This window comes from Pseudonocardia sp., assembly GCF_035305885.1.
In the GTDB taxonomy this organism is placed as follows: domain Bacteria; phylum Actinomycetota; class Actinomycetes; order Mycobacteriales; family Pseudonocardiaceae; genus Pseudonocardia.
In genome coordinates, this window is the sequence record NZ_DATGOP010000011.1 from 21,051 (window position 1) to 46,347 (window position 25,297).

A 25,297-nucleotide genomic window follows, 5' to 3' on the forward strand; every position below is an offset into this window, starting at 1 on the left:
TGCCCCTCTCGTCCCCTGTCACGAACCGTGAGAAGGTCCACCGCGATGGACCTCCTCCCGGCCGACACCACGCTCGACGCCCGCGACGGCGGCGCCACCGTCGCGCTGCTGCCCGTCGGCAGCTTCGAACAGCACGGCCCCTACCTGCCGCTCACGACGGACACCCTCGTCGCGAGTGCGATAGCGGCCGAGCTCGCGTCCCGTTACCCGGTTCTCAGGCTGCCACCGATCACGATCTCCTGTTCCCACGAGCACGCGGCCTGGGCGGGCACGGTCAGCATCTCGGCGACCACGCTCGCCGCGATCGTGCGCGACGTCGCGGATTCCGTCCAGCGCGCGGGCGCCCGCACGCTGGTGCTGGTCAACGGCCATGGCGGCAACTACGTCCTCGGCAACGTCGTGCAGGAGGCGAGCCTCGACCCCGGACGCATGGCCCTGTTCCCCACCGAGCTCGACTGGGAGGACGCCCGCGCCGAGGCGGGCCTGACCACGAACGGCCTGACCGACATGCACGCCGGAGAGCTGGAGACATCGATCCTCCTGCATGCGTTCCCGGATGTGGTCAGGCCGGGGTACGAGCGAGCCGACCACGTGGCCGACGACCGGCGGTACCTGCTGTCGCGGGGGATGCAGGCGTACACGGAGTCGGGAGTGGTGGGCCGTCCATCACTGGCGTCCGCGGAGAAGGGACGCGCGGTGCTCGCGAGCCTCGCGCGCTCGTTCGCCGGTCACCTGTGACCCGCCTGTTCGCCAGGCGCAGCAGGAGCACGGCCCCGCCGGGCAGGCAGGCCACCATGCAGAGCACCCCGTAGGCGACGGCGGCGGCGAAGCCCTGGGCCGCGCCGAGGCCGACCGCGCCGAACCCGACCGCGGCCACGGCCTCGCGCGGCCCCCACCCGCCGACGTTGAGCGGCAGTGCCATCACCAGCAGCGCGAGCACCAGGAGCGGCAGCAGCTCGGAGACGGGCGCCGTGGCGCCGACGGCGCGGGCGGCCACCACGAACGTGGCGAGGTAGCCCCCGAGCGCCAGCACGGAGAGCCCGACGATCGCGGGCGCGGCTCCGGATCCGAGCACCGCCCGGACCTCGGCGGCCACCGGGCGCAGCCGTCCGCGCAGACACCAGCCGAGCACCGGCAGCGCGGCCAGCAGGCCGATGCCGAGCCACCCCGCCCCGGGCACGAGGTCGGCGAGCACGCCGAGCAGCGTCGGCTGCAGGGCGAGCACCACGGCGGCCACCGCCACCAGCACGACAAGACCGACCAGGCGTTCCAGGACGACCGCGCGCACGCCGCGCCCGACGTCGCCGTTGCGCCTGCCGTGCCCGATCGCCCGGTGCACGTCACCCAGCATCCCGGCGGGCAGCACCGCGTTGAGGAACAGGGCCTGGTAGCAGTCGGCGACCGCGGTGGGCAGCGACAGGCGCAGGCCGAGCCCGCGCGCCACGAGGCACCAGCGCCACGCGTTGGCCACCGTGGTGACCACGCCGAGCGCGAGCGCGGCGAGCACCGGGCCCGCCTGCAGGGCCGACAGCGCGTCGAGCAGCGCCTGCGGGCCCGACCACCACACGAGTGCACCGACGAGCACGGCGACGGCCAGCGGCCGCGCCACCCGGGCGGCCGTCACGGCCGGGGCTCCGGGTCCGCGGCACCGGGCAGGGCGAGCAGGTCGGCGTGCCCGACGACCACCCGCAGCTCGCCGCGTTCGGCCGCGGCGAGCCTGCGCCCGAGGTAGGCCTCCGCCTCCGCGACGAGCGCGGGCCGCTGCTCGCACGCGGCGGCGACCCACCCGCGCAGCCACTGCTCGATCAGCGGGGCCTCGTCCGGGCCCAGCCGCCACGGGCTCGGCGCGCGCACCACGGCCATGCCGTGCCGGTCGAACGCCGCCGCCGTCGCGGGCGCGGAGTCGGGGCCGAGCAGCCTGCGCCCGTCGACGGTGCGCCGCTGGTGGGCGTCGAAGGCCGAGGCGAAGGCGGCGTCGAACGGGTCGGCCGGGGTGATCAGCACGCTGCCGGTGACCGAGAGGGCGATCAGCGCGGCGCAGCCCGCGGCCGCGCACGCGGCGGCGAGGCGTTCCACCTCGCCGGCGGTGAGGAGATCCATCAGCGCCGACGCCGTGACCAGCGTGGTACCGGTGAGCTGGGCGGCGTCGAGGTCGGTGAGGTCGCCGATCCGCGGCTCGGCGGTGGCCGCCTCCGGCAGCTGCGCCATCGCCCGCTCGACGAGCACGGGGTCGCGGTCGTGCAGCAGCCAGTGCTGGCGGCGCGGCAGCCGGCCGGCGAGCCAGCGGGCCATCGACCCGGTGCCGCAGCCCAGGTCGCGCACCACGATCGGCTCGTCGGGCCGTTCCTGCAGCCACCCGCACAGCCGGTCGACCAGCTCCACCGCCCTCGCGGCGGCGTCGGCGGGCTCGCGCAGCGCCAGCCAGTCGGGCGTGACCGGGGAGCCCGGCGCGCTCACGTCAACGCGTCGGCCAAGCACCGCGCGGTCACCTCCCACCCGGTGAGATCCCCGCGCCGCTGCCGGGCGGCGGTGCGGGCGGCCTCCCGCAGCCGTGGCTCGTCGAGCCACCGGCGCAGCCCGTCGGCCAGCGCGTCGGCGTCGCCCGGGGCGACCAGCAGGCCGGGCACCGTGCCGTCGGGCGCGCGGCCGAGGGTTCCCGGGACCCCGTCGACGGCGGCGGCGAGCACCGGGATGCCCCTGGCCAGCGCCTCGGTCACGACCATCCCGTAGGACTCGGAGCGCGACGGCAGCACCAGCAGGTCGGTGGCGGCGTAGGCCGCGTCGAGCTCTCGCCCCGTCCGCGGGCCGGTGATCTCCACCCGGCCGTTGAGGCCGTGCCGCTCGACGAGCCCGCGCACGGTCTCGACGTGCGCGGGGTCGCGGACGACCGGGCCGACGAGCCGGCAGGTCCAGCCGCGGTCCGCGACCGCGGCGAGCGCCTCGACCAGCAGGTCCTGGCCCTTCGTCGGCGTGATCGAGCCGACGCACAGCAGCCGCGTGCCCGCCTCCTCGGTGGCCGCGAGCGGGGCCGGTTCGACCCCCGGCGGCACGACGTGGACCCCGTCGGCCGGGACGCCGTGCACCGCGGCGAGCCGGCGCGCCGTCCAGGCGCTGGTGGCCACGACGGCGGTGGCGAGCCGGAGGGTGGCGCGCTCGCGGGCGGTGCGGTCGGCGGCGACGGCCGGCGGCAGCCCCGCCTCGTCACCCAGCGGCAGGTGGACCAGCACGACCAGCCGCAGCCGCCGCGCGTGCGGGGCGAGCGCGTCGGGCGCCGCGCAGCCGACCAGCCCGTCGAGCAGCACGTCGGCGCCGTCCGGGACCTCGGCCAGGCGCCGGTCCAGCTCGGCGCGGTCCGCGGCGTCGGGCTCGGGCCACGCCCCGGCGACCGCGATCTCGTGCACCGCGCGGCCCGCCGCGGGGAGGGCGTGGCAGACCCGCCGGTCGTAGGCGTTGCCGCCGCTGGGGCGGGCTGGGTCGTCGATGTCCGCGGGGACGACCACGTGCAGCGGTCGCACGATCACGGGCGCCGTCACAGGGAACGCTCGTAGCTCGCCCACGCGACGTGCGACTCGTGCAGCGTCACCGCGATCGCGGCGATCCCCCGCGCGCTTTCGCCGAGCCTGCCGTCGCCGATCCGTTCGGCGAGCCGGTCGGCGACCCACTTGGCGAGGAACTCGGTGGAGGTGTTGACGCCGGCGAAGGCGGGCTCGTCGTCGAGGTTGCGGTAGTTCAGCTCGCCGAGCACCTCGCCGAGCTGCTGGGTGGCGAGCCCGATGTCGACCACGATGCCGTCGTCGTCGAGCTCGGGGCGGCGGAACGTCGCGTCCACCACGAAGGTCGCGCCGTGCAGTCGCTGTGCGGGACCGAAGACGTCGCCCCGGAAGCTGTGGGCGACCATCATGTGGTCCCGGACGGTGATGCTGAACACTCTCGCTCCCTCGCCGCGCCTGGATGCGTTCCTACCCCCACACGTGCCGCGGCCCCGGGAAGTTCACCGTGGTCGGTGTCGGGAGGACCCGTGCGGGGGAACGGGGTCCGCACGATCCCAGCACGGGGCCGGGCGGCCCCATCACCGGGGTAGCGGTCGCTGCGCCGGTCAGCGGGCTGCCGGGTAGCGCAGGCGCACGCACAGGGCGGGCAGCGCACCGCTCGCGAGGCGGGGCATCAGGGCGGGAAGCTCCTCGAACGGGTGCTCGGCGGTGATCAGCGCGTCGAAGCGCGGGTCGGCCAGCAGCCGCATCGCCACCGCCATGCGGCCCGCGTAGCCGCGGCGGGCCCGCCGCGGCGCGACCGTGCCGACCTGGCTGGACCGGATCGTCAGCCGCCTGGAGTGGAAGGCCTCGCCGAGCGGGACCGACACGGGCCGGTCCCCGTACCAGGACACCTCCACGACCTCGCCCTCCGCCGCCAGCAGCTCGAGCGACCGTGCGAGACCCGCCTCGGTGGCGCTGGCGTGCACGACGAGGTCGCGGTCACCGGTGGCGTCCTCCGGCGTGGCGAACGCCACGCCGAGCGCCTCGGCGACCGCAGCCCGGGCCGGGTCGGCGTCGACCAGCTCGACCTCGGCCCCGGGGATGCCTGCGAGCAGGGCGGCGACGCTGCAACCCACCATGCCGCCGCCGACCACGGCGATCCGATCGCCGACCAGCGGCGCGGCGTCCCACAGCGCGTTCACCGCCGTCTCCACCGTGCCGGCCAGCACGGCGCGGGCGGCGGGCACGTCGTCGGGGACCGGCGTCACGGCCGTCGCGGGCACCACGAAGCGGGTCTGGTGCGGGTGGAGGCAGAACACCGTCCTGCCGACGAGATCGGGTGGTCCGTGTTCGACCACGCCGACGGCGAGGTACCCGTACTTCACCGGGGCGGGGAACTCGCCCTCCTGGAAGGGAGCGCGCATCATCGTGTGCTGGCTTCGCGGCACGCCGCCGCGGAAGACGAGGGTCTCGGTGCCGCGGCTCACCCCGCTGTACACGGTGCGGACGACCACGTCGGCGGGGCCGGGATCGGGCAGCTCGACGGTCCTGATCTCGCCCTCGCCGGGGGCGCGGAGCCAGAACGCGCGGGCCGTGTGTCCCATCTCTCATTCCTTCCCGGAGTGAACCGATCGGCCCGCGCGGACGTGATGCGGAGGTGGAACGCGGAGTGGTCACCAGCACCTGCACAGTAGTGAAGGGGGGTCCGGAACAGGTGGCAGCGGCCGGTGTGCAGCTGCTGATCCTGGCCGGGCTCTCCGCCGCGTTCGGGCTCGGACCGCTCGGTGTGCTGGTCGGAGTGGTGTACGCGGCGGGCCTACTGGGGCTTCTGTCCACCGCGATGCACCGAGCCGGGCGGTCCGCGCTCGGGCCCGCCGACGTCGTCACGCTCGCGCGGGCGCTGCTCGTCGGCGGGGTCACCGCGATCGTGGTCGAAGGGCTGCTCACCGGGTGGACGTCGACCGTCGCGCTGGTGGTGCTCGCCTCCGTGGCCCTGGTGCTCGACGGCGTCGACGGGAAGGTGGCGCGCCGGACCGGGACCGCGTCGCCGGTGGGCGCCCGCTTCGACATGGAGGTCGACGCCTTCCTCATCCTCGTGCTGAGCGTGCACGTGGCGGGGATCGTCGGGCCGTGGGCGCTCGCGATCGGCGGGATGCGCTACGCGTTCGTCGTCGCCGGGTGGCTGCTGCCGTGGCTGCGCGGGCCGGTGCCGCCGAGCTACGCCGCCAAGACCGTCGCGGCCCTGCAGGGCGTGGTGCTCGTGGTCGCGTCGGCCGGGCTGCTCCCGCACGCGGTCACCGTCGCGCTGGTGGCCGGCGCGCTCGCGGCGCTGGCGTGGTCGTTCGGGCGGTCGGTGCGGCTGTTGTGGCGGGCCGAGCGGCTCGCGCTCGCCCACGGCTAACTCCGTGGCCGCCGTCGGAGTGGATCTGTAGCGTCGAGGAGCCCGTGACCCACAGGAGCTCTCGATGACCGCCCCCGCTACCGGCGACCCCGGTACCGAACCGCAGACCACCCCGACCGCGGGTGCGTCGCTGGTGATCTGGCTGCTGGTCGGCTCGGCGTTCGTGATGATCCTCAACGAGACGATCATGAGCGTCGCGCTGCCCGCGCTGATCGAGGACCTTCGCATCTCGGTGACCACCGCGCAGTGGTTGACCAGCGGTTTCCTGCTGACGATGGCCGTGGTCATCCCGATCACGGGGTTCCTGCTGCAGCGGTTCCCGCCGCGGCGGGTCTACCTCACCTCGATGCTGCTGTTCAGCACGGGCACACTGGTGAGCGCGCTCGCGCCCGGGTTCCCGGTGCTGCTCGCGGGCCGCATCGTGCAGGCCGCGGGCACCGCCGTGATGGTGCCGCTGCTCATGACCACCGTGCTGCGGCTGGTCCCCGCCGAGCGCAGGGGCGCCACGATGGGCACGATCACGATCGTCATCGCGGTCGCCCCCGCGGTGGGTCCCACGCTGTCGGGCGTGATCCTCAGCACCCTCGGCTGGCGGTTCATGTTCTGGGTCGTGCTACCGATCGCGCTCGTCGCGCTCGCGGCCGGGGCGCGGTGGCTGCACGTCGCGGCCGAGGTGCGCCCGGTCCCGCTCGACCTCGGCTCGGTCGCGCTCTCGGCGCTCGGGTTCGGCGGCCTCGTTTTCGGGCTCACGCTCGTCGGCGAGTCCGCCCGCGGGCACGCGCTCGTCACGCCGTGGGTGCCGGTCCTGGTCGGGGCGGCGGCGCTCGCGGTGTTCGTGGCGCGCCAGCTGCGGCTGCAGGACGACGGCAACGCCCTGCTCGACCTGCGGCCGTTCGGCCACCGCCCGTTCGTGCTGGCCATGGCGCTGGTCGTGCTCAGCATGATGTCGCTGTTCGGCGTGCTGATCCTGCTGCCGCTCTACCTGCAGGACGTGCTGGGCATCAGCCCGTTCGTCACGGGGCTCGCGGTGCTGCCGGGCGGGCTCGCGATGGGGCTCCTGGGCCCGGTGGTCGGCCGCCTCTACGACCGGCTGGGGCCGCGCAGGCTCGTCGTCCCGGGCGCGGCGGTGCTCACGTGCGCGCTCTGGGCGTTCACCACGCTCGGTACGACCTCGCCGCTGTGGATGGTCGTCGTCTTCCACGTGGTGCTCGTGCTCGGGATCTCGCTGATGCTCACCCCGCTCATGACCGACGCCCTCGGCCGGCTGCCCGGCCACCTCGACTCGCACGGCAGCGCGATCATGGCCACGCTCCAGCAGGTGGCCGGGGCGGCGGGCACGGCGCTGTTCGTCACCGTGATGGCCGTGGCGTCCGCGGGGGCCACGGCGGGCACCGACGTCGTCGGGGCGCGGGTTGCGTTCACGGTGGCGGCGATCATCGCGACGGCCGCCCTCCCCCTCACGCTCCTGGTCGGGCGCGGCAAGCACGAGGTCGCCGCGGAGCCGGCGGCGGGCTGAGGCGCGAGGAGCCTGCCGGCGGCGCGCGCGGCGCCACCAGCAGGCGGCCGCACACGCGCCGGCCCACGTCAGGGCGATTTCACCAACCGTGGGTGTGCTGCACGCACCGCCGGCGCTGTGCGCGGTGCACCCGAGGTGTGTGGGGTCGGCACCCCGGCCCGGCTAGGCGCGGCGGTAGTGCAGCGACACGGCGCCGTGCGCCAGCGCGGCCGAGCTGGCGAGGGTCCACCGCGAGGACGGCAGGCCCTCGGGGAACAGCCGCAGGCCACCGCCGAGGATCACCGGCACGACCGAGAAGCGCACGTCGTCGACGAGGTCGGCCGCGAGCAGCGCCTGGATGACGCTGGCGCTGTTGAGCACGAGGATGTCGCGCCCCGGCTCGTCGATGAGCCGCTTGACCTCGCCCTCGAGGTCGCGGGTGATCCGCGAGTTCTCCCAGGGCGCCTCCTGCAGCGTGCGGGAGGCCACCACCTTCTCGACCGAGTCCAACCAGCGGCCCAGCTCGCGGGTGCGCGGGTCGGTGGCCGGGTCGCGGGTGATCCCCGGCCACACGGCGTGGAAGCCCTCGTAGTTCGTGCGGCCCAGCACCGCGGTGTCGGCGCCGCGCCACACGCCCTCGAAGTACTCGGCCGACTCCTTCTTCGTCGCGTGTTCGTACAGCCACGTGTCCTGCTCGGGCCCACCCGGCCCGCTGGTGTAGCCGTCGATGCTGATGCTGGCCCAGGTGACCACTCGCCTGCTCATCTGCGACCTCCGTTCATCGTCGCCGGCGACGGTATTGATCGGCGCGGCCCCCGGAATCCGCATCGGTATCAGAACTTGCGGTGCCCGCGCCGAACGTGCCGTCCGGCGGCGGGGGTGAGGCGACCGCGGTGGCGTCGTGGACGGGGCGGGCGCCGGCGCGGAACCGGTCGAGCTCGGGTCCGTGCAGAAGCCGGCCCGAGGACCGGTCGCCGGCGGCCCGGGCGGCGAGGCGGTCGAGCGGCAGCGGGCCGCGGCTCGCGACGACGAGCAGGTTGCCGAACCGCCGCCCCCGCAGCACCGCCGGGTCGGCGACCACGCAGGCGTGCGGGAACACCGAGCGCACCGTCGCCACCTGACCGCGGGCGAAGGCGAGCGCCCCGCCGTCGGTGAGGTTCGCCGCGTACGTCCCGGTCGGGGCCATCACCTCGGCCACGGCCTGCACGAACTCCGTCGACGCGAGGTGGGCGGGGGTGCGGGCGTCGGCGAACACGTCGAGGACGACCAGGTCGAACGCGCCGCGCGGGAGCCTGCCGACCACGTCCCGGGCGTCGCCGGTGCGCACCCGAACCCGCCAGGTCCGGTCGAGCGGCAGCTCCCGGCGCACCAGCTCGGCCAGCGCCCCGTCCCGCTCCACGACCTGCTGGGTCGAGCGGGGCCGGGTCGCCGCCACGTACCGGGCGAGGGTGAACGCGCCGCCGCCGAGGTGCAGCACGCGCAGCGGCCGCCGCGGCTCGGCGGCGAGGTCGACGACGTGGCCGAGCCTGCGGATGTAGTCGAACTCGAGGTGGGTCGGATCGTCCAGGTCGACGTGCGACTGGGGCGTGCCGTCGAGCAGGAGGGTCCAGCCGGCCCTCCGGTCCGGGTCGGGGCGCAGCTGGGCGGTGCCGGAGGCGACCTGCGCCCTGATCCCGTCGCGCCCCAGCCGCCCGGCCACGGTCCCCAGTATCGACGGCGCGGTATCGACGCACCCAGAGCACGACTCGCCCGCACTCACAGCGCGACTCGCCGGGGTGGGGAGCGCGACTCGCCCGCACCGAGACCGCGACTCGCCGAAGGCCACGCGAGTCGCGCTGTGGGTGTGTGCAAGTCGTGGGCTGGGCGCGGGTCAGCGCGGGGTCAGCACCACGACCACGGGGTGGGCGCCGAACAGGCTCACCGGGAGCACGCGCTGGACCTCCAGCCCTGCGGGCGGGCGCGGGTCGGGCAGCAGGGCGACGATCCGCCCGCCGGGCGCCAGCACGCGGCGGGCCTCCCGCCACAGCGCGTCGGGCGCGGCCGCGAGCCGCCCGCGCGGCGCGACCTGGCGCGCCCACGGCGGGTTCACCGCGATCCGGTCCACGCTCCCGTCGGGGAGCGGCAGCGCACCGGCGTCGGCCACCGCCCAGGCGACGCCCGTCCCGCGCCCGTTCCCGACGGCGGCGGCCACCGCGGCCGGGTCGGCGTCGCACCCGATCGCGTCGGCGCCGTGGCCCGCCGCCTCGATCGGCAGGGTGCCCGCGCCGCAGCACGGGTCGAGCAGCAGCTGTCCGGCGCCGACGCCCGCGAGCCGCAGCATCGCCGCGGCGAGCGGCGGGTGCAGGGTGCCCGGCACGGACGCTTCCTTGTACGGCCTGCGGTGCAGGGGCCGGGCCGGGACGCGCAGCGCGAGCGTCGCGCGGTCGTCGACCACGGTGACCCGCCAGCTCAGGCCCCCCACCGGCGGTCGGCCGCCCGCCCGCCGCGAGCGGTAGGGCAGCCCGAGCCGCCGGGCGAGCACCTCGCCCGCGGCGTCCTCCAGGTCGTAGCGGTTGAAGGCGCGCCTGCCGAGCACCGACGCCGACACGTCGAGCGTCCGCGCGCCGGGCGGGCCGCCGCAGCGGTCCCGCACCCGCAGCACGCGGTCGAGGTCGGCGGCGGCCACCGCACGCCTCAGCCGCTGCAGGTCGGCCCGCGCGCGGCCGATCCCGCCCACCTCGGAAGCGATCACGAACACGTCGTCGGCCGTGGCGAGGCTCAGCACGGCCGGCCCGGGACGGGCGGTGAAGCGCACCTCGCGGTGCCCCACCGCCCCCACGGTGCCGAGCCGGCCGACCTCGTCGGCCAGGAGTTCCTCGATGCCCCGCACGCACCGCGCCACCAGGCGCGCCGCCGTCACCGGACGACGGCACGACCGGGACGCGAAGCGGCGGGGCCGACGCGCGAAGCTGCGCGTGGCACGTGTCCACCATCCCCACGTCGCGACCCGGGACGGCGCTGCGCCGTCCCGCATCGCCGGCGGCGGGGAAGCCCTGGGGCCGCCGGCGGGTCAGCGGCGTCGGAAGTTCATGAACACGGCGGCAACGCTAGATCACCCGCGGGGCCGGTGCACCCGATTTCCGTTCACACCCAGAGGCCGACGGCCAACAGCGCCGTCGCCGCGGTGCACGCGAGGGCGCGCACGTGGTTCCAGGCCGTCCAGCGCCGCAGGTAGTGGGCCCAGATCGCGGCGCCGTCGTCGGTGAGGGGGTTGATCGTGTCGAGGCGGTTGTTCATCGGGACGTTGACGATCGCCGTCACCGCGATGTTGCCCAGCAGGTACAGCACGCCGCCGAGCGCGATCCACCACGCGCCCGGGCCGCCGCTCAGCGCGGCGCCGACCACGAGCAGCAGGCTGACCAGCCCCGTGCCAAGGAACACGAGCAGGAACAGCGGGTTCAGGATCACGCGGTTGACCTGTTGCATCGCCTCGGTGCCCCAGGCGGGCCGCATCCGGCCCAGCGCGGGCATCACCGCCGTGGAGAAGGCGAAGTACAGCCCGGCCATGAGGCCCGAGCCGACGACGCCGACCAACGCGACGACGGGCAGGACGGTGGCGATCACGATGCCTCCTCGAGAAGCTCGGACACGACGTCCTCGAAGCGGGTGGGGGTCGTGTTGCGATGGGTGCGTCCCCCCTGCGGGGTGATCGTGCCCGACGAGATCGCCTCGCCCATCTCCACCTGCAGGGCGGCGGTGTCGGGCGAGAAGCCGGCCTGCACGAGCGCGGCGGCCATCTCGGCGCCGGGCAGCTGGACGTACTCGAGGTCCGGGCGCCCCATCGCGGCCCCGAGGATCCGCGCGGCCTCCGGGTAGGTGAGGTCGCGCGGGCCGAGCAGCTCGCGGACCTCGCCGTGGGTCCAGTCCCGCGCGCGCAGGGCCTCGACCGCGGCCGCGGCGACGTCGCGGGTGGAGATCATCGGCACCGGGACGTCCGGGGCGATCACGTCGGCGTAGACGCCCGTCGCCTCGACGCCGGCCGCCCCGGCGACGACGCTCTCGAAGAACAGCGTCGGCCGCAGGAGCAGCACGTCGACGCCGTCGAGCGCGCGCAGGCGCCGCTCGTGGGGGTGCAGGCTCGCGGCGATGAAGCCGGTGCCCTCCGCCAGCTCCGCCCCGAGGCTGCTCTGCGCCACCACCTTGCGCACTCCCGACTCCCGGACCGCGGTGGCGATCGCGGTCCCCAGCGCCGCCTGCTCCGCGCGGAAGTCCGGCGCGGTCGCGCTGTAGGGCAGCATCGTGTGCACCGCGTCGGCGCCGCGGAAGGCTGCGGTGAGGAACGCGGCGTCGCCCGCGTCGCCCGCGACGGGCTCCGCCCCGGCGGCGGCGAGCTCCGCAAGGACCCGCTCGTTGCGCCCGACGGCGCGGACGGGCTCACCCGCGGCCAGCAGCCCCTGCACGATCTTGCGTCCGACGTTCCCGGTCGCACCCATCACCGTGATCATCTCGTTCTCCCTTCCTCGCCATCCAGGCTGCCGGTGCGATCCGGGACGGACCATCGCAGTTGATCCAGAGTTCTTGCTCGTTCGTCCAGCAACTGTGGACGCGCGGTCATCGACGGCGGAGACTGGCGACCATGACCGCCGCCCCCGTGCAGACCGACGACCCGCTCGGCGAAGCGCTGCACCACCTGCGGGTGACCGGCGCCTTCTACTGCCGCTCGGAGCTCACGGCACCGTGGGGCCTGTCGATGCCGAACTGGCCGGACTCCATGTGGTTCCACATCGTCACCAGCGGCCGGCTCGAGCTGGTGGTGGACGGCACGGAGCGGGTGATGCAGGCCGGGGACCTGGCCCTCGTCCCGCACGGCAACGGGCACGTGCTGCGCAGCGAGCCCGGGGTGCTCACGCCGGACGTGGTGACGCTCGAGCACGAGTTCCACAACCGCTACGCGATCCTGCGCCACGGTGGCGGCGGCGCGGTCACCACCCTCATCTGCGGCGCGGTGCGGCTCGACCACCCCGTCGCGCACCAGATCGTCCCGCTGCTCCCCGGGATCATCTGCGTCGAGCCGGGCGGCGGACCGCAGGCGGAGTGGATGCAGAGCACCCTGCGGTTGATCGCCGCGGAGGCGGCCGCGGTGCGCCCCGGCGGGGAGGCCGTGCTCACGCGGCTGTCGGACATCCTCGTGATCCAGACCCTCCGCGGCTGGATCGAGCACGACCCGGCCGCCCAGCGCGGCTGGCTCGGCGCGCTGCGCGACCCCCAGATCGGCCGCGCGATCTCGCTGATCCACCGCGAACCGGCCCGGGACTGGACGGTCGCCGCACTGGCGAACGAGCTCGCGATGTCCCGGTCGGCATTCGCGGCGCGGTTCACCGAGCTCGTGCGCGAACCCGCCATGCACTACGTCACGCGCTGGCGCATGCAGGTGGCGCGCCACTGGCTCGCCGAGGGCGACGCCACCGTGAGCGAGGTGGCCGGGCGGCTCGGCTACCAGTCCGAGGCCGCGTTCAGCCGCGCGTTCAAGCGGGTGACCGGGGTGTCACCGGGAACCCTCACGCGGCGCTGATCACCGCTCGCGCCGTCGCGCGCGATCCGGCTCGCGGCCTCGGCGACGAGCCACAGCGAACACGGCGACGGGACGTGCGGCGTGCCCGTGCCCGGGAAGCCGCAGCCGCGGCAGCGCCCTCGGGCGTCCGGCACGTGCTCGGCGAGCAGCCGCGCCACGACGTCCGGCATCCACGCCAGCTGCCCCGCGATACCGTCCAGCACTGGTCCGCACCTGCTTTCTCCAGGTCGGATCGAGGCCCTCGGCCGGTGTGCCCGCACCGGCCGAGGGCCGCCTTCTTTTCGAGGGAAGGCAACCGGAGCCTAGCAGAAAATCGGACAACTGACTCAGTCGACCCTGACGACCTAGACGCGACGGGTGGCGCGATGCACAAGCTTCGTCCCGGTTGACGCACCTACCGTCGATGGGTGCCCACCGCGAAGCTCCTCACCACCGCACAGGCTGCGGAGCACCTGGGCATCGACCGGCGCACGCTCGCCCGGTACGCGCGACAGGGCCTGCTCACCCCGACGCTGACGCTGCCCACCGGACACCACCGCTGGGACCTCGAGGACATCCGCCGCCAGCTCCGCGAGCTGCGCGAGCGCGGCGAGGACACGTAGCGCCCACCCACCGGGCAGCCGAGGGCCGGCCAGGACGAGCGTGCCGCGGCGATGCCGAACAACGCGACGAAGCCCGGCACCCCCGCCACCACGACGCGACCGACCGGAGGGCGGAGCGGGCCGGCACGGTCGCGCAGCTCGCCGAGATCTTCGGCGAGGCGGGCGCCCACGGATGCCCTCGCCCGCCGTGCTGCGGGTGCCGCCGGCGGCCGGCCCGTAGGGGCCTGTCCCCCGAGCGAGCTACCCGGGGTGTCCACGCGGCGGTGACGCCCCGGGGCCTCCCGACCCCTAGGTTTGGATCATGAGGTTGATCGGACAGCTCGTCGCGGTGGCGCTGGTCGCGTTCGCCGGGGCCCAGCTGATCGGCGCGGTGGGCGACGGCGGGCTGCTCACGCTCGTCATCGGGGTGGCGACGGCCGTGCTCGCGGTCGCGGCGTACACGTGGGTCGTGCGGTGGACCGAGCGCCGCCGACCGGTCGAGGTGGGCGCGGCCGGCGCCGCCGGCGCGCTCGGCCGGGGCGTGCTGGTGGGCGTCGGGATGTTCGCGTTCGTGATCGCCAACATCGCGCTCCTCGGCGGCTACGGGGTGGACGGCGTCGGCTCGGTCGCGAGCGCGGCCGGGCTGGTCGGGTTCATGGCCGCCGCAGCGGTCACCGAGGAGCTGATGTTCCGCGGCATCCTGTTCCGGCTGCTCGAGAAGTGGGCGGGCACGTGGATCGCGCTGGCGCTGACCGCGGTGCTGTTCGGCGCGTCGCACCTGCTCAACCCGCACGCGAGCCTGTGGGGCGCGATCGCGATCGCGGTGGAGGCCGGCGGCATGCTCGCCGCCGCGTACGCCGCCACCCGCACCCTGTGGCTGCCGATCGGCCTGCACTTCGGGTGGAACTTCGCCGCCGCCGGGATCTTCGGCACCGAGGTGTCCGGGAACGGCACGCCGGACGGCCTGCTGCGCGGGGAGACGTCGGGCCCGCTGCTGGTCAGCGGTGGGGAGTTCGGGCCGGAGGGGAGCCTGTTCGCCGTGCTGGCCGGTGTGGTGCTGACGGTGGTGTTCCTGTGGCTGGCCCGCAGGCGCGGTCACCTGGTACCCCGCGGCGGGCGGGCGCCGGGGGCGGTGACCACCACGCTCGCGCGGTGATCGCGGACCGGTGGCGGCGAGCGGACGTCGTGGTCCGGGACCTCCCGCTCGCGCTGCTGCTCGTCGTCACGTCCTTCCTGCCGCCGTTCGAGGGCCACGAGACCCAGGTCGGTGACCTCCCGGCACGCCCGTTCGACACGGTGGCCGCCGTGGTGCTCGTGCTCGAGACCCTCCCGCTCGCGCTGCGCAGGCGGGCACCCGCGTGGTGCCTCGGCCTCGTGTCGCTCGGCTTCCTGGTGGGCGAGCTGGGCAGCTACCACCTGGTGGCGGCCACGGGCCCGGCTTTCGCGCTGATGAGCGCGGGGGCCCACCTGGAGCACCACCGGCGGGTCGCGGCCGTCGCGCTCTCCGCGGCGTACGGGGCGCTCGCCGTGGCACTCCACCTGCTCGGGGCCCCGAGCCGGTGGGCGGGTTCGTGGTGTTCTACCTGCTCGCCGTGGCCGCATGGGGCGCCGGGGCCTGGTTGCGCTCCACCCGGGCGGCCGAGACCGAGCGCCGCCGCCGCGTGGCCGAGGCCACCCGCGCCGCCGAACGCACCCGCATCGCCCGGGAGCTGCACGACGTGGTGACCCACCACGTCACCGCGATGGTGGTGCAGGCCGAGGCGGCCCGGTACCTGACGGGCGCGCCCGAGCGGCTCGACGAGACCCTGTCCGCGGTGGCCGACACCGGACGGCGGGCCGTGGGCGACCTGCGGCACCTGCTGGACGTGCTCGACCCCGGCTCGGGGGCGGCGCCCCCGGCGGGTCCGCGTGCCATCGTGGAGCAGGTCCGCCGGGCCGGACAGCCCGTTGAGCTCACCGAGGAGGGTCGGCCGGCCGATGCGGCGGGCGCCGCCGCGCTCACCGCCCACCGCGTGGTGCAGGAGTCGCTGACCAACGCCCTCAAGCACGCCCGCGGCAGCCGCACCGTGGTCTGCGTCCGGTACGGGGAGCGTGGGATCGCGGTCGAGGTCGGCACCGACGGGCCGGGACGGCCGGCCGCGGTGGCGAGCGTGAGCGGCCGCGGCCTGGCGGGGCTGCGGGAACGGGTCGGGGCGCTGGGCGGCGAGTTCAGCGCCGACCGGCAGGCGGGCGGCGGGTTCCTCGTGCGGGCGCACATCCCCACCGGGGAACCGTCGTGAGCGCTCCGATCCGGGTGCTGGTGTGCGACGACCAGGAGCTGGTCCGCACCGGGTTCACCACGATCATCGCCGCCCAGCCCGACCTCGAGCCGGTGGGCGGGTGCGGCGACGGGCGCACCGCGGTCGACCTCGCCCGGCGGCTGCGCCCGGACGTCGTGGTGATGGACGTGCGGATGCCGGTGCTCGACGGCATCGAGGCCACCCGGATGCTGGCGGGCTCAGGCGTCGCCGACCCGGTGAAGGTGCTCGTGGTGACCACGTTCAACCTGGACGAGTACGTGTACGAGGCGTTGCGCGCCGGTGCGAGCGGGTTCCTGCTCAAGGACGCGCCGCCCGCCCAGCTGCTGCACGGCATCCGCACCGTGGCGAGCGGGGCGGCGTTGCTCGCCCCCGAGGTCACCCGGCAGCTCGTGGGGCGGTTCGCGGCGCGGATCCGCCCCGCCGAGCAGGTGCAGGCCGACGACGCGCTCACCCCGCGCGAGCTGGAGGTGCTGCGGCTGGTCGCCGACGGCCTGTCCAACAGCGAGATCGCCGCGAGGTTGGTGATCAGCCAGGAGACCGTCAAGACGTACGTTCCGCGCATCCTCGCCGAGCTCGACCTGCGCGACCGCGTGCAGGCCGCCGTCTACGCCTACCGCCGGGGCATCGTGGAGTGGTGACCGGCCCGGCCACCGGCACGCGGCGGTCGGGTGCCCGGCGCCCCACCTCGTTCAGCTGGTCGGGCAGGTCGATGCGCACATCGCCGTCGTCGCCGTCACCGGAGGTGAGCGGTGGCGGGAGCGCTTCCTCGCCGCGCTCGCACCCGGACGCGGGCGCGTGGCGGGTGCCGCGGCGGCGCGCCGCCGGCGCATCTGCGCACAGCTCACCGGTCGGGGCGACACGACGGGCCCGCCGGCAGCCGAGCCGGCGCAGGCCGTCATCGACGTCTGCAGCGAACGGTTCGACGTCCCCCGCCCCGGGATCTGCGCCCACCCGTCGTTCACCGTCGGTGTGCGGCACCCGCGCCGTCGGCGACGACCGCCGCTGAGGGGCCGCGACCGGTGACCGGCAGCCGCTCCCCCGAACGGGGCAAGACGGGCACCGCTCGCCGCTCGCCGCCGCGCTCTCATCCGCCCCAACAGGTCACTGACGTGCGGCGATCGCGGAGGTTGCTTACGTTGCCTCTCGGATCCATGACGGCACGGTCACGAAAAGGACACGGGCTCCCCACCCACCGGCGCCCCGACGCCGGGTTCCTTACCGGTCCGTCGATCCGAAAGGCAGGTCGTGGCTCGGCATCGCTCCCCCCGGGGCCGAGGCGCGCACCAGCACCCGACGTTCACGGTGGCCGCCCCCCGCCACCGCCGACGAGCGGGTGCCCGCGCGCTGCGGTCCGTCCCGACCCCGCTGCGGCGGGGTGCCGCCGCCTTCGCCGTGACGGGCAGCGCGTTCTCGCTGGTCGGCGGCGGCTCAGCACCAGAACCGGAGACCCGCCCCGGCGAGGCGGTCGTCCCCGTCGCGCAGGCGAGCCCGGACGACGACCCGGTCACCGAGGTCTTCGAGACGGCCGTGGAGCCGATCGACCCGGAGCCGGTCATCGCCGACGCGGCGGCGCTCGTGAAGGCCGCTCAGCTCGCGGAGCAGGAGGCCGCCCGCGCCGCCGAGCGGGCGGCCGCGGAGGCCAAGGCCGCCCAGGAGCGCGCGGCGGCCGAGGCGAAGGCAGCGGAGGAGGCCGCGCGCGGGCCGGTGGACTGCGACCTCCCCACCCGCGGGCTCGGCCCGGTCAAGTCCAACGTGCGCAGCGCCGCGGTGCAGCTCGGCTGCACGTTCGGCGAGCCGACGATGCACGGAGTGGCCGGGCGCGCCGGCACCTCCGACCACCCGGGCGGCCTCGCCGTCGACTTCATGGTCGACCGCGCCACCGGCGACCGCCTCGCCGCGTGCGCGTTGGAGAACATGGACGCCCTCGGCATCAAGTACGTGATCTGGCGCCAACGGATCAACCACGGCAACGGCTGGAAGCGGATGGAGGACCGCGGCGGCGCCACCGCGAACCACTTCGACCACGTCCACATCTCGTTCAAGCGGGGCGCGGGCGGCGGCACCTTGCGCGGCTGTTGAGACACGCAGGGTGACGGGTCGCCTTCGGTCCGTGACCGATCCGCTATCGTGTGCCGCGGACCGAGGCGCGTCCCGGCTCCCCTGCGGGCCGATACCCCGGAAAGCCCGCACGGGTCGCGCGGTCCGGAAGGCAGGTCGTGGCTCGGCACCGCTCCCCCGGCGGCCGGAAAGCGCACCAGGGCCCCGTTCTCAACGTGGCCGGTGCGCAGGCCCCTCGTCCAGCGCGCCACCGCGCGCCACGCGAGTCCGCCCTGCGCAACGGGATGGCTGCGGCCGCCGCAACGGGCGGCGCCCTCGCCGTGACCGTCCCGGCGGCGAACGCGCCCGCGCCCCCGGCGGTCGCCGAGGACACCTACGTGCAGGCCGCGGCGGCGTCGGCCACCGACGACGTGCGGCTGATCGCGAGCGTCGTGCCCGTGGCGGCCTCCCACCAGCCCGAGCCGCCGGAGGTCAAGGTCTCCGACCTCGTGAAGGCCGCCGGCCTGTTCGAGGAGGCCCGGGCGCTCGCCGAACGGCAGGCGAGGGCGAACTGCGACGCCGACCTCGGCGGCATCGGCCCCGTCAAGCCGTGGGTGCGCAGCGCGGCCCGCTTCCTGTCCTGCCTCTACGACCAGCCCGACCTGATCGGAGTGGCCCGCCGCGCCCGCGCCTCCGAGCACCCGCGCGGGCTCGCGCTCGACCTCATGGCCCGCGGCGCGAAGGGCGACCGGATCGCCCAGTGCGCGCTCGCCAACCAGGAGGAGCTCGGCGTCGAGTACGTGATCTGGAAGCAGCGGATCAACTACGGCGACGGTTGGGAGCGCATGGCCGACCGCGGCGGGATCACCGAGAACCACTACGACCACGTGCACATCTCGTTCAAGCGCAGCGCGGGCGCCGGTACCCCGCTGGTCGAACGCTGCAGCTGATCAGGCGCCGATGCGGCCGGGTTGCCCGGCCCGGCCGGTCCGCCAGATGTTCACCACCGAGGGGCGCGGCTGTGTGCCCGGGCCGCCCGGCCACGTGCTCGCGGGCGTGTCCGGGCTCGCGTCGTCGAGGTCGCCGGGGTGCTGCGCCGAGATCAGCACGAAGTTCTCCGTGACCACCGGTCCGCAGCACTCGGCCCCCACCGGCACGCTCGCGAACAGCGTGGTCTTCCCGCGCGTCTCCCCTTCCAGCGACACCGCGTACAGGCCGTCGTTGATGCCCAGCTCCATCCCGGAGTCGGTGGAGATCCAGAGGTTGCCGTACGGGTCGAAGGCGAGGTTGTCCGGCGAGGTGATCGGGCTGACCTGGGACTTGTCGAACCCGCCGAAGTAGGTGCCCGGGTCGTTCGGGTCGCCGCACACCAGCAGGATCGACCAGCGGAACGACGTCGCGGTCGGGTCGCCGCCCTCCTCGACCAGCTCGATGACGTGGCCGTGCTTGTTGTCCACGCGCGGGTTGGCCTCGTCCGGGCCCGCGGTGCGGGTGGCGTCGGCCTTGCCGCGGTCGGTGTTGTTGGTGAGCGCGATGTAGACGTGGCCCGTGCGCGGGTTGGCCTCGACGTCCTCGGGGCGGTCCATCTTCGTGGCGCCGACCTTGTCGGCTGCCTCCCGGGTGAAGACGTAGACCTCGGCGGCGGTCATGCCGTCCACGAAGGACCGGTCGCCCGAGGCCAGCGGGATCCACTCACCGGTCCCGTCGAACCGGCCGTCCGCGGGCAGCCGGCCGGTGCCGTCGATCTCGCCGTCGGGGCTCGCCCCGGTGAAGCGGGCGACGTAGAGCGTGCCCCGACTGAGCAGCGTGCGGTTGTGCTCGCGGGCGGCGCGGGTCTGGCCATCGGCCATCGGCTCGTCGGAGACGTACTTGTAGACGTAGTCGAACCGCTCGTCGTCGCCCATGTACGCGACCGCGCGCCGGTCGGGCGCGAGCCGGATGGTGGCGCCCTCGTGCTTGAAGCGGCCGAGTGCGGTGTGCTTGACGGGCGGGGCCTCCGGGTCGAACGGGTCGACCTCGACGATCCAGCCGAACCGGTTCACCTCGTTCGGCTCCTCGGTCACGTCGAAGCGGCGGTCGAACCGCTCCCAGCGCCGCTCGGTGGCCTCCTCCTCGACGCCGTAGCGGGCGAGGCGGGCCGCGACGACCGGGTCGGTCACCTCCCCGGCGTTGGCGAAGTAGCCGTGGAAGTTCTCCTCGCCGGACAGGAACGTTCCCCACGGGGTGACCCCGCCGGAGCAGTTGTTGAGCGTGCCGAGCACGCGGGTGCCGGTCGGGTCGGCGGACGTGCGCAGCCACTCCGAGCCCGCCGCGGGGCCATCGAGCACGAACTCCGACGTGCCGGTGTAGCGGCGGTTGTACCGCTCGTCGAGCACCGGCGTGATCCGCCCCGTGCCGGGGTCGCGCTCCACCACGACGACGGTGAGGCCGTGCGCCGCGAGCCCGATGCGGTACTGCTCCTCGGTGGGGTCGTCCGGGTCGTAGCCGCGGAACATCAGCGGCTCGGTCGTGTACTCGTGGTTGCAGAACATCACGTACCGCTCGCCCGGTCCGGGCAGCGGCAGCAGGCCGCAGAAGTCGTTGTTGTAGCCGAACTGGACGGCCTGTGCCTCCGCGGTCTGGTTGTCGAAGTCGAAGTCGGGCGCGCCGGGCACGACCGGGTCGCCCCAGGAGATCACGACGTCGCTCTCGTAGCCCGGCGGCACCGTGATCGCGTCGGTGGTGTTGGGGGCGACCGGCTCGAAGTCGAGCCCGTGGGGCTCGGCCGGCGCGCCTCCCGTGCCCCCGGCCCCGGGGGTGCACGCCGCGAGGGCGGTGCCCGCGCCGGCCGCGAGGGTCAGGACGGCGCCCGCGCGCAGCACACCGCGGCGGGTGACGGCGCGCGCGAGGACGTCTCCGAAGTACTCGTTGTCCGAGGTGTTCGGCTCGTCGTGGGCGCACGCGTTGGCGCAGCGGTAGCGGCACGCGAGGCCCTGTCGCCCGCGGTGGATCGGGGTCAGCAGCGGGAGCGTGATGCGGCCGGACGGGCGCGGCTGGGCCACGTCATCCTCCAGGGTGGGGTTCGGGGAACGCGCCGACCCTAGGCAGCCACGGCGAGGCTGCGATGGCGTCCAGGTGGAGCAGAGGTGAACGGGCCGGCCGGGTGGAGAGGCGTTGCTCACCCTCGGCGAACACAGCGGCCCACGGCGAACGCGGCACCCCGGACGCCCGGGACCGGCCTAGCGTCGGGCACCGCCGAGGAGAGGAGTCCCGATGACCGTCCGACACACCGTCCACCATGCCGTTCACCAGCCGCAGCCACCGCTGCCGCCGTACCCGCCGCTGCCGCCGCAGCGCCCCGCCCCGCCGCCCGCGCAGCCGCGGCCGCCGGTGGCGGGGCCGGTGCTGCACGCCGAGATCCCGATCCCCGCGGGCGCCGACCCGCTGCTTCCCGAGCTGCTCGGGGAGCGCATCGTCTACATCGGGCGCGAGATCGACGACGAGGTCGCCACGCTGGTCAACGAGCAGCTCCTCCTGCTCGCGGCGCAGGACCCGGACCGCGACGTCGCGCTCTACCTCAACGCGCCGGGCGGCTCGGTCACCGCGGCGTTGGCCGTCTACGACACGATGCGGTCGATCCGCCCGGACGTGGCCACCTGGGCGGTTGGGATCACCGCCTCCGCGGGCCAGTTCCTGCTCTCGGCGGGCACCCCCGGCAAGCGGTACGCCATGCCGCACGCCCGCATCCTCATGAGCAGGCCGACGGCGGGCGGCGGGGGCCGGGCCGTCGACGTCGCGATGCGGGCGGGCGTGCACGCGGAGCTGAAGCGGGAGATCGCCGAGCTCACGGCGCGCCACACCGGCCAGACCGTCGAGGCGGTCGTCGCCGACTGCGACCGGGAGCGCTGGTTCACCGCGGAGCAGGCGCGGGAGTACGGGCTGGTCGATCACGTCGTCGAGGGGTGACAGCGCCGATCACCGGGTCGTGAGCGGGAAGGTGGCGAGCAGCGAGGTGCCCTCCCCCGGCCGGCTGGTGATCCGCAGCTCCCCGCCCGCCGCCTCCACCCGGTCGACGAGCCCGATCAGCCCCGACCCGCGCCGGATGTCCGCCCCGCCGACCCCGTCGTCGCGCACGGCGATGCGCGCCACCCCGTCGGTGGCCTCGACGTCGATGTCCACGACGGACGCCTGGGCGTGCTTCGCGGCGTTCGTGAGCGCCTCGGAGACGATGTAGTAGGCGGGCACCTCGATCCGCTCGGGCAGGCGGTCGGGGACGCGCACGTGCAGCGTGGTGGGCACCGCGGAGCGGCGGGCGAGCGAGCGGAGCGCGTACGCGAGGCCGCCCTCGGACAGCAGCGCCGGGTGCAGCCCGCGCGAGATCTCCCGGAGCTCGTCGAGCACCGCGGTCAGCCCGTCCACGACCCGCCCGATCGTCGTCCGGAGCTCGGGCGGGTCGGCCGGCGCCAGCGACTCCGCCTCCCGCAGCGCGAGCGCCAGCGACACCAGCCCCTGCTGGACGCCGTCGTGCAGGTTCCGCTCGAGCCGCCGCCGCGCCTCGTCCGACGCGGCCACCACCCGCGCCCGGGACGCGGTGAGCTGCGCGCGGGCGTCGGCGTTGGAGATCGCGATCGCCACCAGGTCGGCGAGCTCGCGGATGCGCGCCTCGGACTCGGCCGACATCCCGGACTCGGCGTCGGCCGCCGGCGCGGGCCGCATCCGCGTCATCGCGCTGACGGCGCCCCACAGCCGGTCCCTGAGGACGACCGGGGCGGCGACGGTCGAGAACACGGTATCGGGTGCAGCGTTCGTGAGCGGCGCGGACACGGCGCGGTAGTCGTCGATGCGGGCCGGCCTGCCGGTGCGGTACACCGCGGTGACCACGTTGTCGTCGGTGGCCAGCGGCCACTTGGTGCCCACGAGGGCCGGCAGCTCGATGCGGCCGGTGGCCGCGAGGACGGTCGCCGCATCGTCGGGTTCGTACCGCAGGACGACCCCGATGTCGACGTCCGGGATCCGGGCGATCTCCTCGGCGACCCGGGTGAAGATGATCTCGGGCCGTTCCCCCTGCGCGACGAGCGTCGCCACCCGGCGCAGCGCGGCCTGGGTGTCGGCGAGCCGCTCCACCTCGGCGCGCGCGTGGGCGTTCGAGATCGCCGTGGCGGCCAGCCGGGCGAACTCGACGATGCGCGACTCCGCGTCCGCCGGTGGCTCGTGCGAGGACCAGGCGGCGACCATCACGCCCCACAGCCGACCCTCGACCTCGATCGGGCTGGCCGTCGCCGAGCGGAGCCCGCTGCGGCCGACGTGCGCGGCGATCGGGCCGCCGTCCGCCAGCGACGCGTTCCCCATCCGGGTGGCGCGGCGCTCGCGCACGACGACGCCGACGAGGGCGTCGCCGTCGACCTCGAACCGGGTGCCGAGCGCGATCTCCCGGCCGGACGCGTCCGCTTCGGCCCACCCGGCCGCCACCGTGACCGTGCCCGGGCCGTCGCAGCGCAACATCTGCGTCGACCCCGCGCGCAGCAACCGCCCGACCTCCTCGGTGACGTGCGCGAGGACCTGCGCCGGCGCGGGCTGGGAGGCGACGAGCGTGGCCACCCGGCGCAGGGCCGCCTGCTCCTTGGCCAGCCGCTCGAGCAGCACCTGGTGGGCCGTGAGGCTCGCCAGCAGCTGGGCGTTCTCCGCGCTCTGCCGCTGGCTCTCCTCGCGCAGGGCGCGTTCGTCGTCGATGAAGCGGCGCATGCGCAGCGTCATCGAGGTCACGCGGGCCATGGCGTGCAGCAGGCTCAGCTCGTCCGCGCTCAGCGGATCCGGGCCCGCCCGGGCCACCACGAGGCTCGCCCCCCGCGGGTGCTCGAGCGGTACGACGGTGGCCGGGTACCGGCCGTGACCGGGAACGGTGACGTCCCCGCCCCGCGCCGCGGCGACGGCGGCGAGCTCCCCCGCCATCCCCTCGGAGCAACCGACGGCGGCCACGACGGCGTCACCGGCCACGATCGCGACGACGTCGGCGTCGAGCGACTCCGCCACCCGCTCGACCGCACCGTCGGCGGTCTCGGCCTCGGTGGCGTACGACGACACCTCGGCCAGGAACTCGGCGAGCTTCTGGGCGGACCACCCGGACGGGACCGACATCTCAGGCCGTCGGCACGCGCGCGAGGCGGGCCGGCACCCCGTCGCAGGTTCCCCCGGCTCGTTCGACGGCGAGCCACCGCTGCGTACCCATAGCCACCCCGGTTCGCGGAATCCCACCACGCTACTCGCCGCCACGGCGCGCCGCCGGTTCACACCGCCGGGGGCTCCGACGACAGCAGGGTGGTGGCGCCGTCGCGGCGAACCGGCGCTGCCGATAGCGTGACGCACTCGCCACCTTCTGCATCGATGGAGAGGTACCGAGCCATGCGCGTCGGCGTGCTCACCGGGGGCGGGGACTGCCCCGGACTCAACGCTGTCATCCGGGCCATCGTCCGCAAGGGCGTGCCGGAGTACGGGTACTCGTTCCTCGGCTTCCGCGACGGCTGGCGGGGGCCCCTCGAGGCCCTGACGCGGCCGCTCGACATCCCCAGCGTGCGCGGCATCCTGCCCCGCGGCGGCACCATCCTCGGGTCGTCGCGCACGAACCCGTTCGCGGTGGAGGACGGGGTCGAGAAGATCCGCCGCAACCTGCAGAACCTCGGCGTCGACGCGCTCATCGCGATCGGCGGCGAGGACACCCTCGGGGTCGCCACCAAGCTGCACGAGATGGGCGTCAACGTCGTCGGCGTGCCGAAGACGATCGACAACGACCTGAACGGCACCGACTACACGTTCGGCTTCGACACCGCCGTCAACATCGCCACGGAGGCCATCGACCGGCTGCACACCACGGCCGAGTCGCACCACCGAGCGCTGATCGTCGAGGTGATGGGTCGGCACGCGGGCTGGATCGCGCTGCACTCCGGGATGGCGGGCGGCGCCAACGCGATCCTCATCCCCGAGGTGCGGTTCGACCTCGACCAGGTCTGCAAGTGGGTCGAGTCGCGGTTCCAGCTCGACTACGCGCCGATCATCGTCGTCGCCGAGGGCGCCAAGCCCAAGGAGGGCGAGGAGGTGCTGCAGAGCACCGAGAAGGACGCCTTCGGCCACGTCCGGCTCGGCGGCATCGGCGACTGGCTCGCCCACCGCATCGAGGAGCGCACCGGCAAGGAGGCGCGCACCACGGTGCTCGGGCACGTCCAGCGCGGCGGCACCCCGACCGCGCGCGACCGGTGGCTCGCCACCCGCTTCGGCCTGCACGCCATCGACGCCGTGCACGAGGGCAAGTGGGGGCAGATGACCGCGCTGCGCGGCACCGACATCGTCACCGTGCCGCTGTCGGAGGCGACCAAGGAGCTCAAGCTCGTCGACCCGGAGCTGTACGCCGAGGCCGCGGTCTTCTTCGGCTGAGGGCCGCACCGAGCCCGCGACTCGCCCGGGCCAAGGGCACGACTCGCGCACACCC

23 protein-coding genes and 1 pseudogene are annotated in these 25,297 nt (G+C 75.1%); 12 read left to right on the forward strand and 12 right to left on the reverse strand.

The genetic code is table 11. From position 1 onward, the window contains the following. The first annotated feature begins 45 nt into the window (after nt 1-45). On the forward strand, nt 46-738 hold the full coding sequence (locus VKZ81_RS01875; protein WP_324239608.1) for a creatininase family protein: 693 nt from the start codon (nt 46-48) through the stop codon (nt 736-738). 73 nt (nt 739-811) lie between these two features. Here VKZ81_RS01875 and VKZ81_RS01880 read toward each other — a convergent pair. From VKZ81_RS01880 to VKZ81_RS01900, 5 genes and pseudogenes are all read right to left on the reverse strand, one after another. Then, nucleotides 812-1,624, reverse strand: a pseudogene (locus tag VKZ81_RS01880) (lysylphosphatidylglycerol synthase domain-containing protein); the annotation flags it as partial. After that, on the reverse strand, nt 1,621-2,457 hold the full coding sequence (locus tag VKZ81_RS01885) for a class I SAM-dependent methyltransferase (RefSeq protein ID WP_324239609.1): 837 nt from the start codon (nt 2,455-2,457) through the stop codon (nt 1,621-1,623). The pseudogene VKZ81_RS01880 and the gene VKZ81_RS01885, both read right to left, overlap by 4 nt. Further along, the gene (locus tag VKZ81_RS01890; RefSeq protein ID WP_324239655.1) at nt 2,454-3,515 is read right to left on the reverse strand and encodes a glycosyltransferase family 4 protein; all 1,062 of its coding nucleotides are present in this window, start codon (nt 3,513-3,515) and stop codon (nt 2,454-2,456) included. The genes VKZ81_RS01885 and VKZ81_RS01890 overlap by 4 nt, the downstream gene beginning before the upstream one ends. Before the next feature lie 14 nt (nt 3,516-3,529). Beyond that, nucleotides 3,530-3,928 (reverse strand): 6-pyruvoyl trahydropterin synthase family protein, encoded by a 399-nt coding sequence (locus tag VKZ81_RS01895; RefSeq protein ID WP_324239610.1) that lies wholly within the window; start codon nt 3,926-3,928, stop codon nt 3,530-3,532. Between the two features lie 168 nt (nt 3,929-4,096). Further along, nucleotides 4,097-5,077, reverse strand: coding sequence for a zinc-dependent alcohol dehydrogenase (locus tag VKZ81_RS01900; protein ID WP_324239611.1), 981 nt, complete (start codon nt 5,075-5,077; stop codon nt 4,097-4,099). Nucleotides 5,078-5,187: 110 nt separating this feature from the next. Here VKZ81_RS01900 and VKZ81_RS01905 point away from each other — a divergent pair, with 110 nt between their 5' ends. Continuing rightward, on the forward strand, nt 5,188-5,874 hold the full coding sequence (locus VKZ81_RS01905) for a CDP-alcohol phosphatidyltransferase family protein (protein WP_324239612.1): 687 nt from the start codon (nt 5,188-5,190) through the stop codon (nt 5,872-5,874). A 64-nt stretch (nt 5,875-5,938) separates the two neighbouring features. Beyond that, nucleotides 5,939-7,390 (forward strand): MDR family MFS transporter, encoded by a 1,452-nt coding sequence (locus VKZ81_RS01910; protein WP_324239613.1) that lies wholly within the window; start codon nt 5,939-5,941, stop codon nt 7,388-7,390. A gap of 162 nt (nt 7,391-7,552) precedes the next feature. On the opposite strand, the gene VKZ81_RS01915 is transcribed toward VKZ81_RS01910, so the two are convergent. The 5 genes from VKZ81_RS01915 to VKZ81_RS01935 all read right to left on the reverse strand — a co-directional run bounded on the left by VKZ81_RS01915 (nt 7,553) and on the right by VKZ81_RS01935 (nt 11,907). Beyond that, nucleotides 7,553-8,134 (reverse strand): dihydrofolate reductase family protein, encoded by a 582-nt coding sequence (locus VKZ81_RS01915; RefSeq protein WP_324239614.1) that lies wholly within the window; start codon nt 8,132-8,134, stop codon nt 7,553-7,555. A 13-nt stretch (nt 8,135-8,147) separates the two neighbouring features. Then, entirely contained in the window at nt 8,148-9,068 is a 921-nt protein-coding gene (locus tag VKZ81_RS01920; RefSeq protein WP_324239615.1) for a spermidine synthase, read from the reverse strand. A 171-nt stretch (nt 9,069-9,239) separates the two neighbouring features. Next, complete coding sequence (locus tag VKZ81_RS01925) at nt 9,240-10,268, reverse strand: methyltransferase domain-containing protein (protein ID WP_324239616.1); 1,029 nt, start codon at nt 10,266-10,268, stop codon at nt 9,240-9,242. A 224-nt stretch (nt 10,269-10,492) separates the two neighbouring features. Further along, on the reverse strand, nt 10,493-10,972 hold the full coding sequence (locus tag VKZ81_RS01930) for an anthrone oxygenase family protein (RefSeq protein ID WP_324239617.1): 480 nt from the start codon (nt 10,970-10,972) through the stop codon (nt 10,493-10,495). Beyond that, complete coding sequence (locus tag VKZ81_RS01935) at nt 10,969-11,907, reverse strand: NmrA family NAD(P)-binding protein (protein ID WP_491723605.1); 939 nt, start codon at nt 11,905-11,907, stop codon at nt 10,969-10,971. The genes VKZ81_RS01930 and VKZ81_RS01935 overlap by 4 nt, the downstream gene beginning before the upstream one ends. Before the next feature lie 77 nt (nt 11,908-11,984). Between VKZ81_RS01935 and VKZ81_RS01940 the strand changes: the two genes are divergently transcribed. From VKZ81_RS01940 to VKZ81_RS01970, 7 genes are all read left to right on the forward strand, one after another. Continuing rightward, nucleotides 11,985-12,920, forward strand: a complete 936-nt coding sequence (locus VKZ81_RS01940; protein WP_324239619.1) for an AraC family transcriptional regulator — start codon at nt 11,985-11,987, stop codon at nt 12,918-12,920. Nucleotides 12,921-13,327: 407 nt separating this feature from the next. Then, a complete protein-coding gene (locus VKZ81_RS01945; RefSeq protein ID WP_324239620.1) occupies nt 13,328-13,522 on the forward strand; it encodes a helix-turn-helix domain-containing protein in 195 nt (64 codons plus the stop codon). 301 nt (nt 13,523-13,823) lie between these two features. Next, complete coding sequence (locus VKZ81_RS01950; RefSeq protein WP_324239621.1) at nt 13,824-14,657, forward strand: CPBP family intramembrane glutamic endopeptidase; 834 nt, start codon at nt 13,824-13,826, stop codon at nt 14,655-14,657. A gap of 403 nt (nt 14,658-15,060) precedes the next feature. Beyond that, a complete protein-coding gene (locus VKZ81_RS01955; protein WP_324239622.1) occupies nt 15,061-15,780 on the forward strand; it encodes a sensor histidine kinase in 720 nt (239 codons plus the stop codon). Then, nucleotides 15,777-16,439, forward strand: coding sequence for a response regulator transcription factor (locus tag VKZ81_RS01960; protein ID WP_324239623.1), 663 nt, complete (start codon nt 15,777-15,779; stop codon nt 16,437-16,439). Before VKZ81_RS01955 ends, VKZ81_RS01960 begins: the two co-directional genes overlap by 4 nt. A 754-nt stretch (nt 16,440-17,193) precedes the next feature. Then, nucleotides 17,194-17,880, forward strand: coding sequence for a VldE C-terminal domain-containing protein (locus VKZ81_RS01965; RefSeq protein WP_324239624.1), 687 nt, complete (start codon nt 17,194-17,196; stop codon nt 17,878-17,880). Nucleotides 17,881-18,179: 299 nt separating this feature from the next. After that, a complete protein-coding gene (locus VKZ81_RS01970) occupies nt 18,180-18,788 on the forward strand; it encodes a VldE C-terminal domain-containing protein (RefSeq protein ID WP_324239625.1) in 609 nt (202 codons plus the stop codon). On the opposite strand, the gene VKZ81_RS01975 is transcribed toward VKZ81_RS01970, so the two are convergent. After that, entirely contained in the window at nt 18,789-20,879 is a 2,091-nt protein-coding gene (locus tag VKZ81_RS01975) for a PhoX family protein (RefSeq protein WP_324239626.1), read from the reverse strand. Nucleotides 20,880-21,090: 211 nt separating this feature from the next. On the opposite strand from VKZ81_RS01975, the gene VKZ81_RS01980 reads away from it, so the two are divergent. Then, entirely contained in the window at nt 21,091-21,783 is a 693-nt protein-coding gene (locus VKZ81_RS01980) for a ClpP family protease (protein WP_324239627.1), read from the forward strand. A 9-nt stretch (nt 21,784-21,792) separates the two neighbouring features. Here VKZ81_RS01980 and VKZ81_RS01985 read toward each other — a convergent pair whose 3' ends face one another. After that, nucleotides 21,793-23,952, reverse strand: coding sequence for a sensor histidine kinase (locus VKZ81_RS01985; protein ID WP_324239628.1), 2,160 nt, complete (start codon nt 23,950-23,952; stop codon nt 21,793-21,795). A gap of 264 nt (nt 23,953-24,216) precedes the next feature. Between VKZ81_RS01985 and VKZ81_RS01990 the strand changes: the two genes are divergently transcribed. Next, nucleotides 24,217-25,242, forward strand: coding sequence for a 6-phosphofructokinase (locus VKZ81_RS01990; RefSeq protein WP_324239656.1), 1,026 nt, complete (start codon nt 24,217-24,219; stop codon nt 25,240-25,242). Nucleotides 25,243-25,297 lie beyond the last annotated feature (55 nt).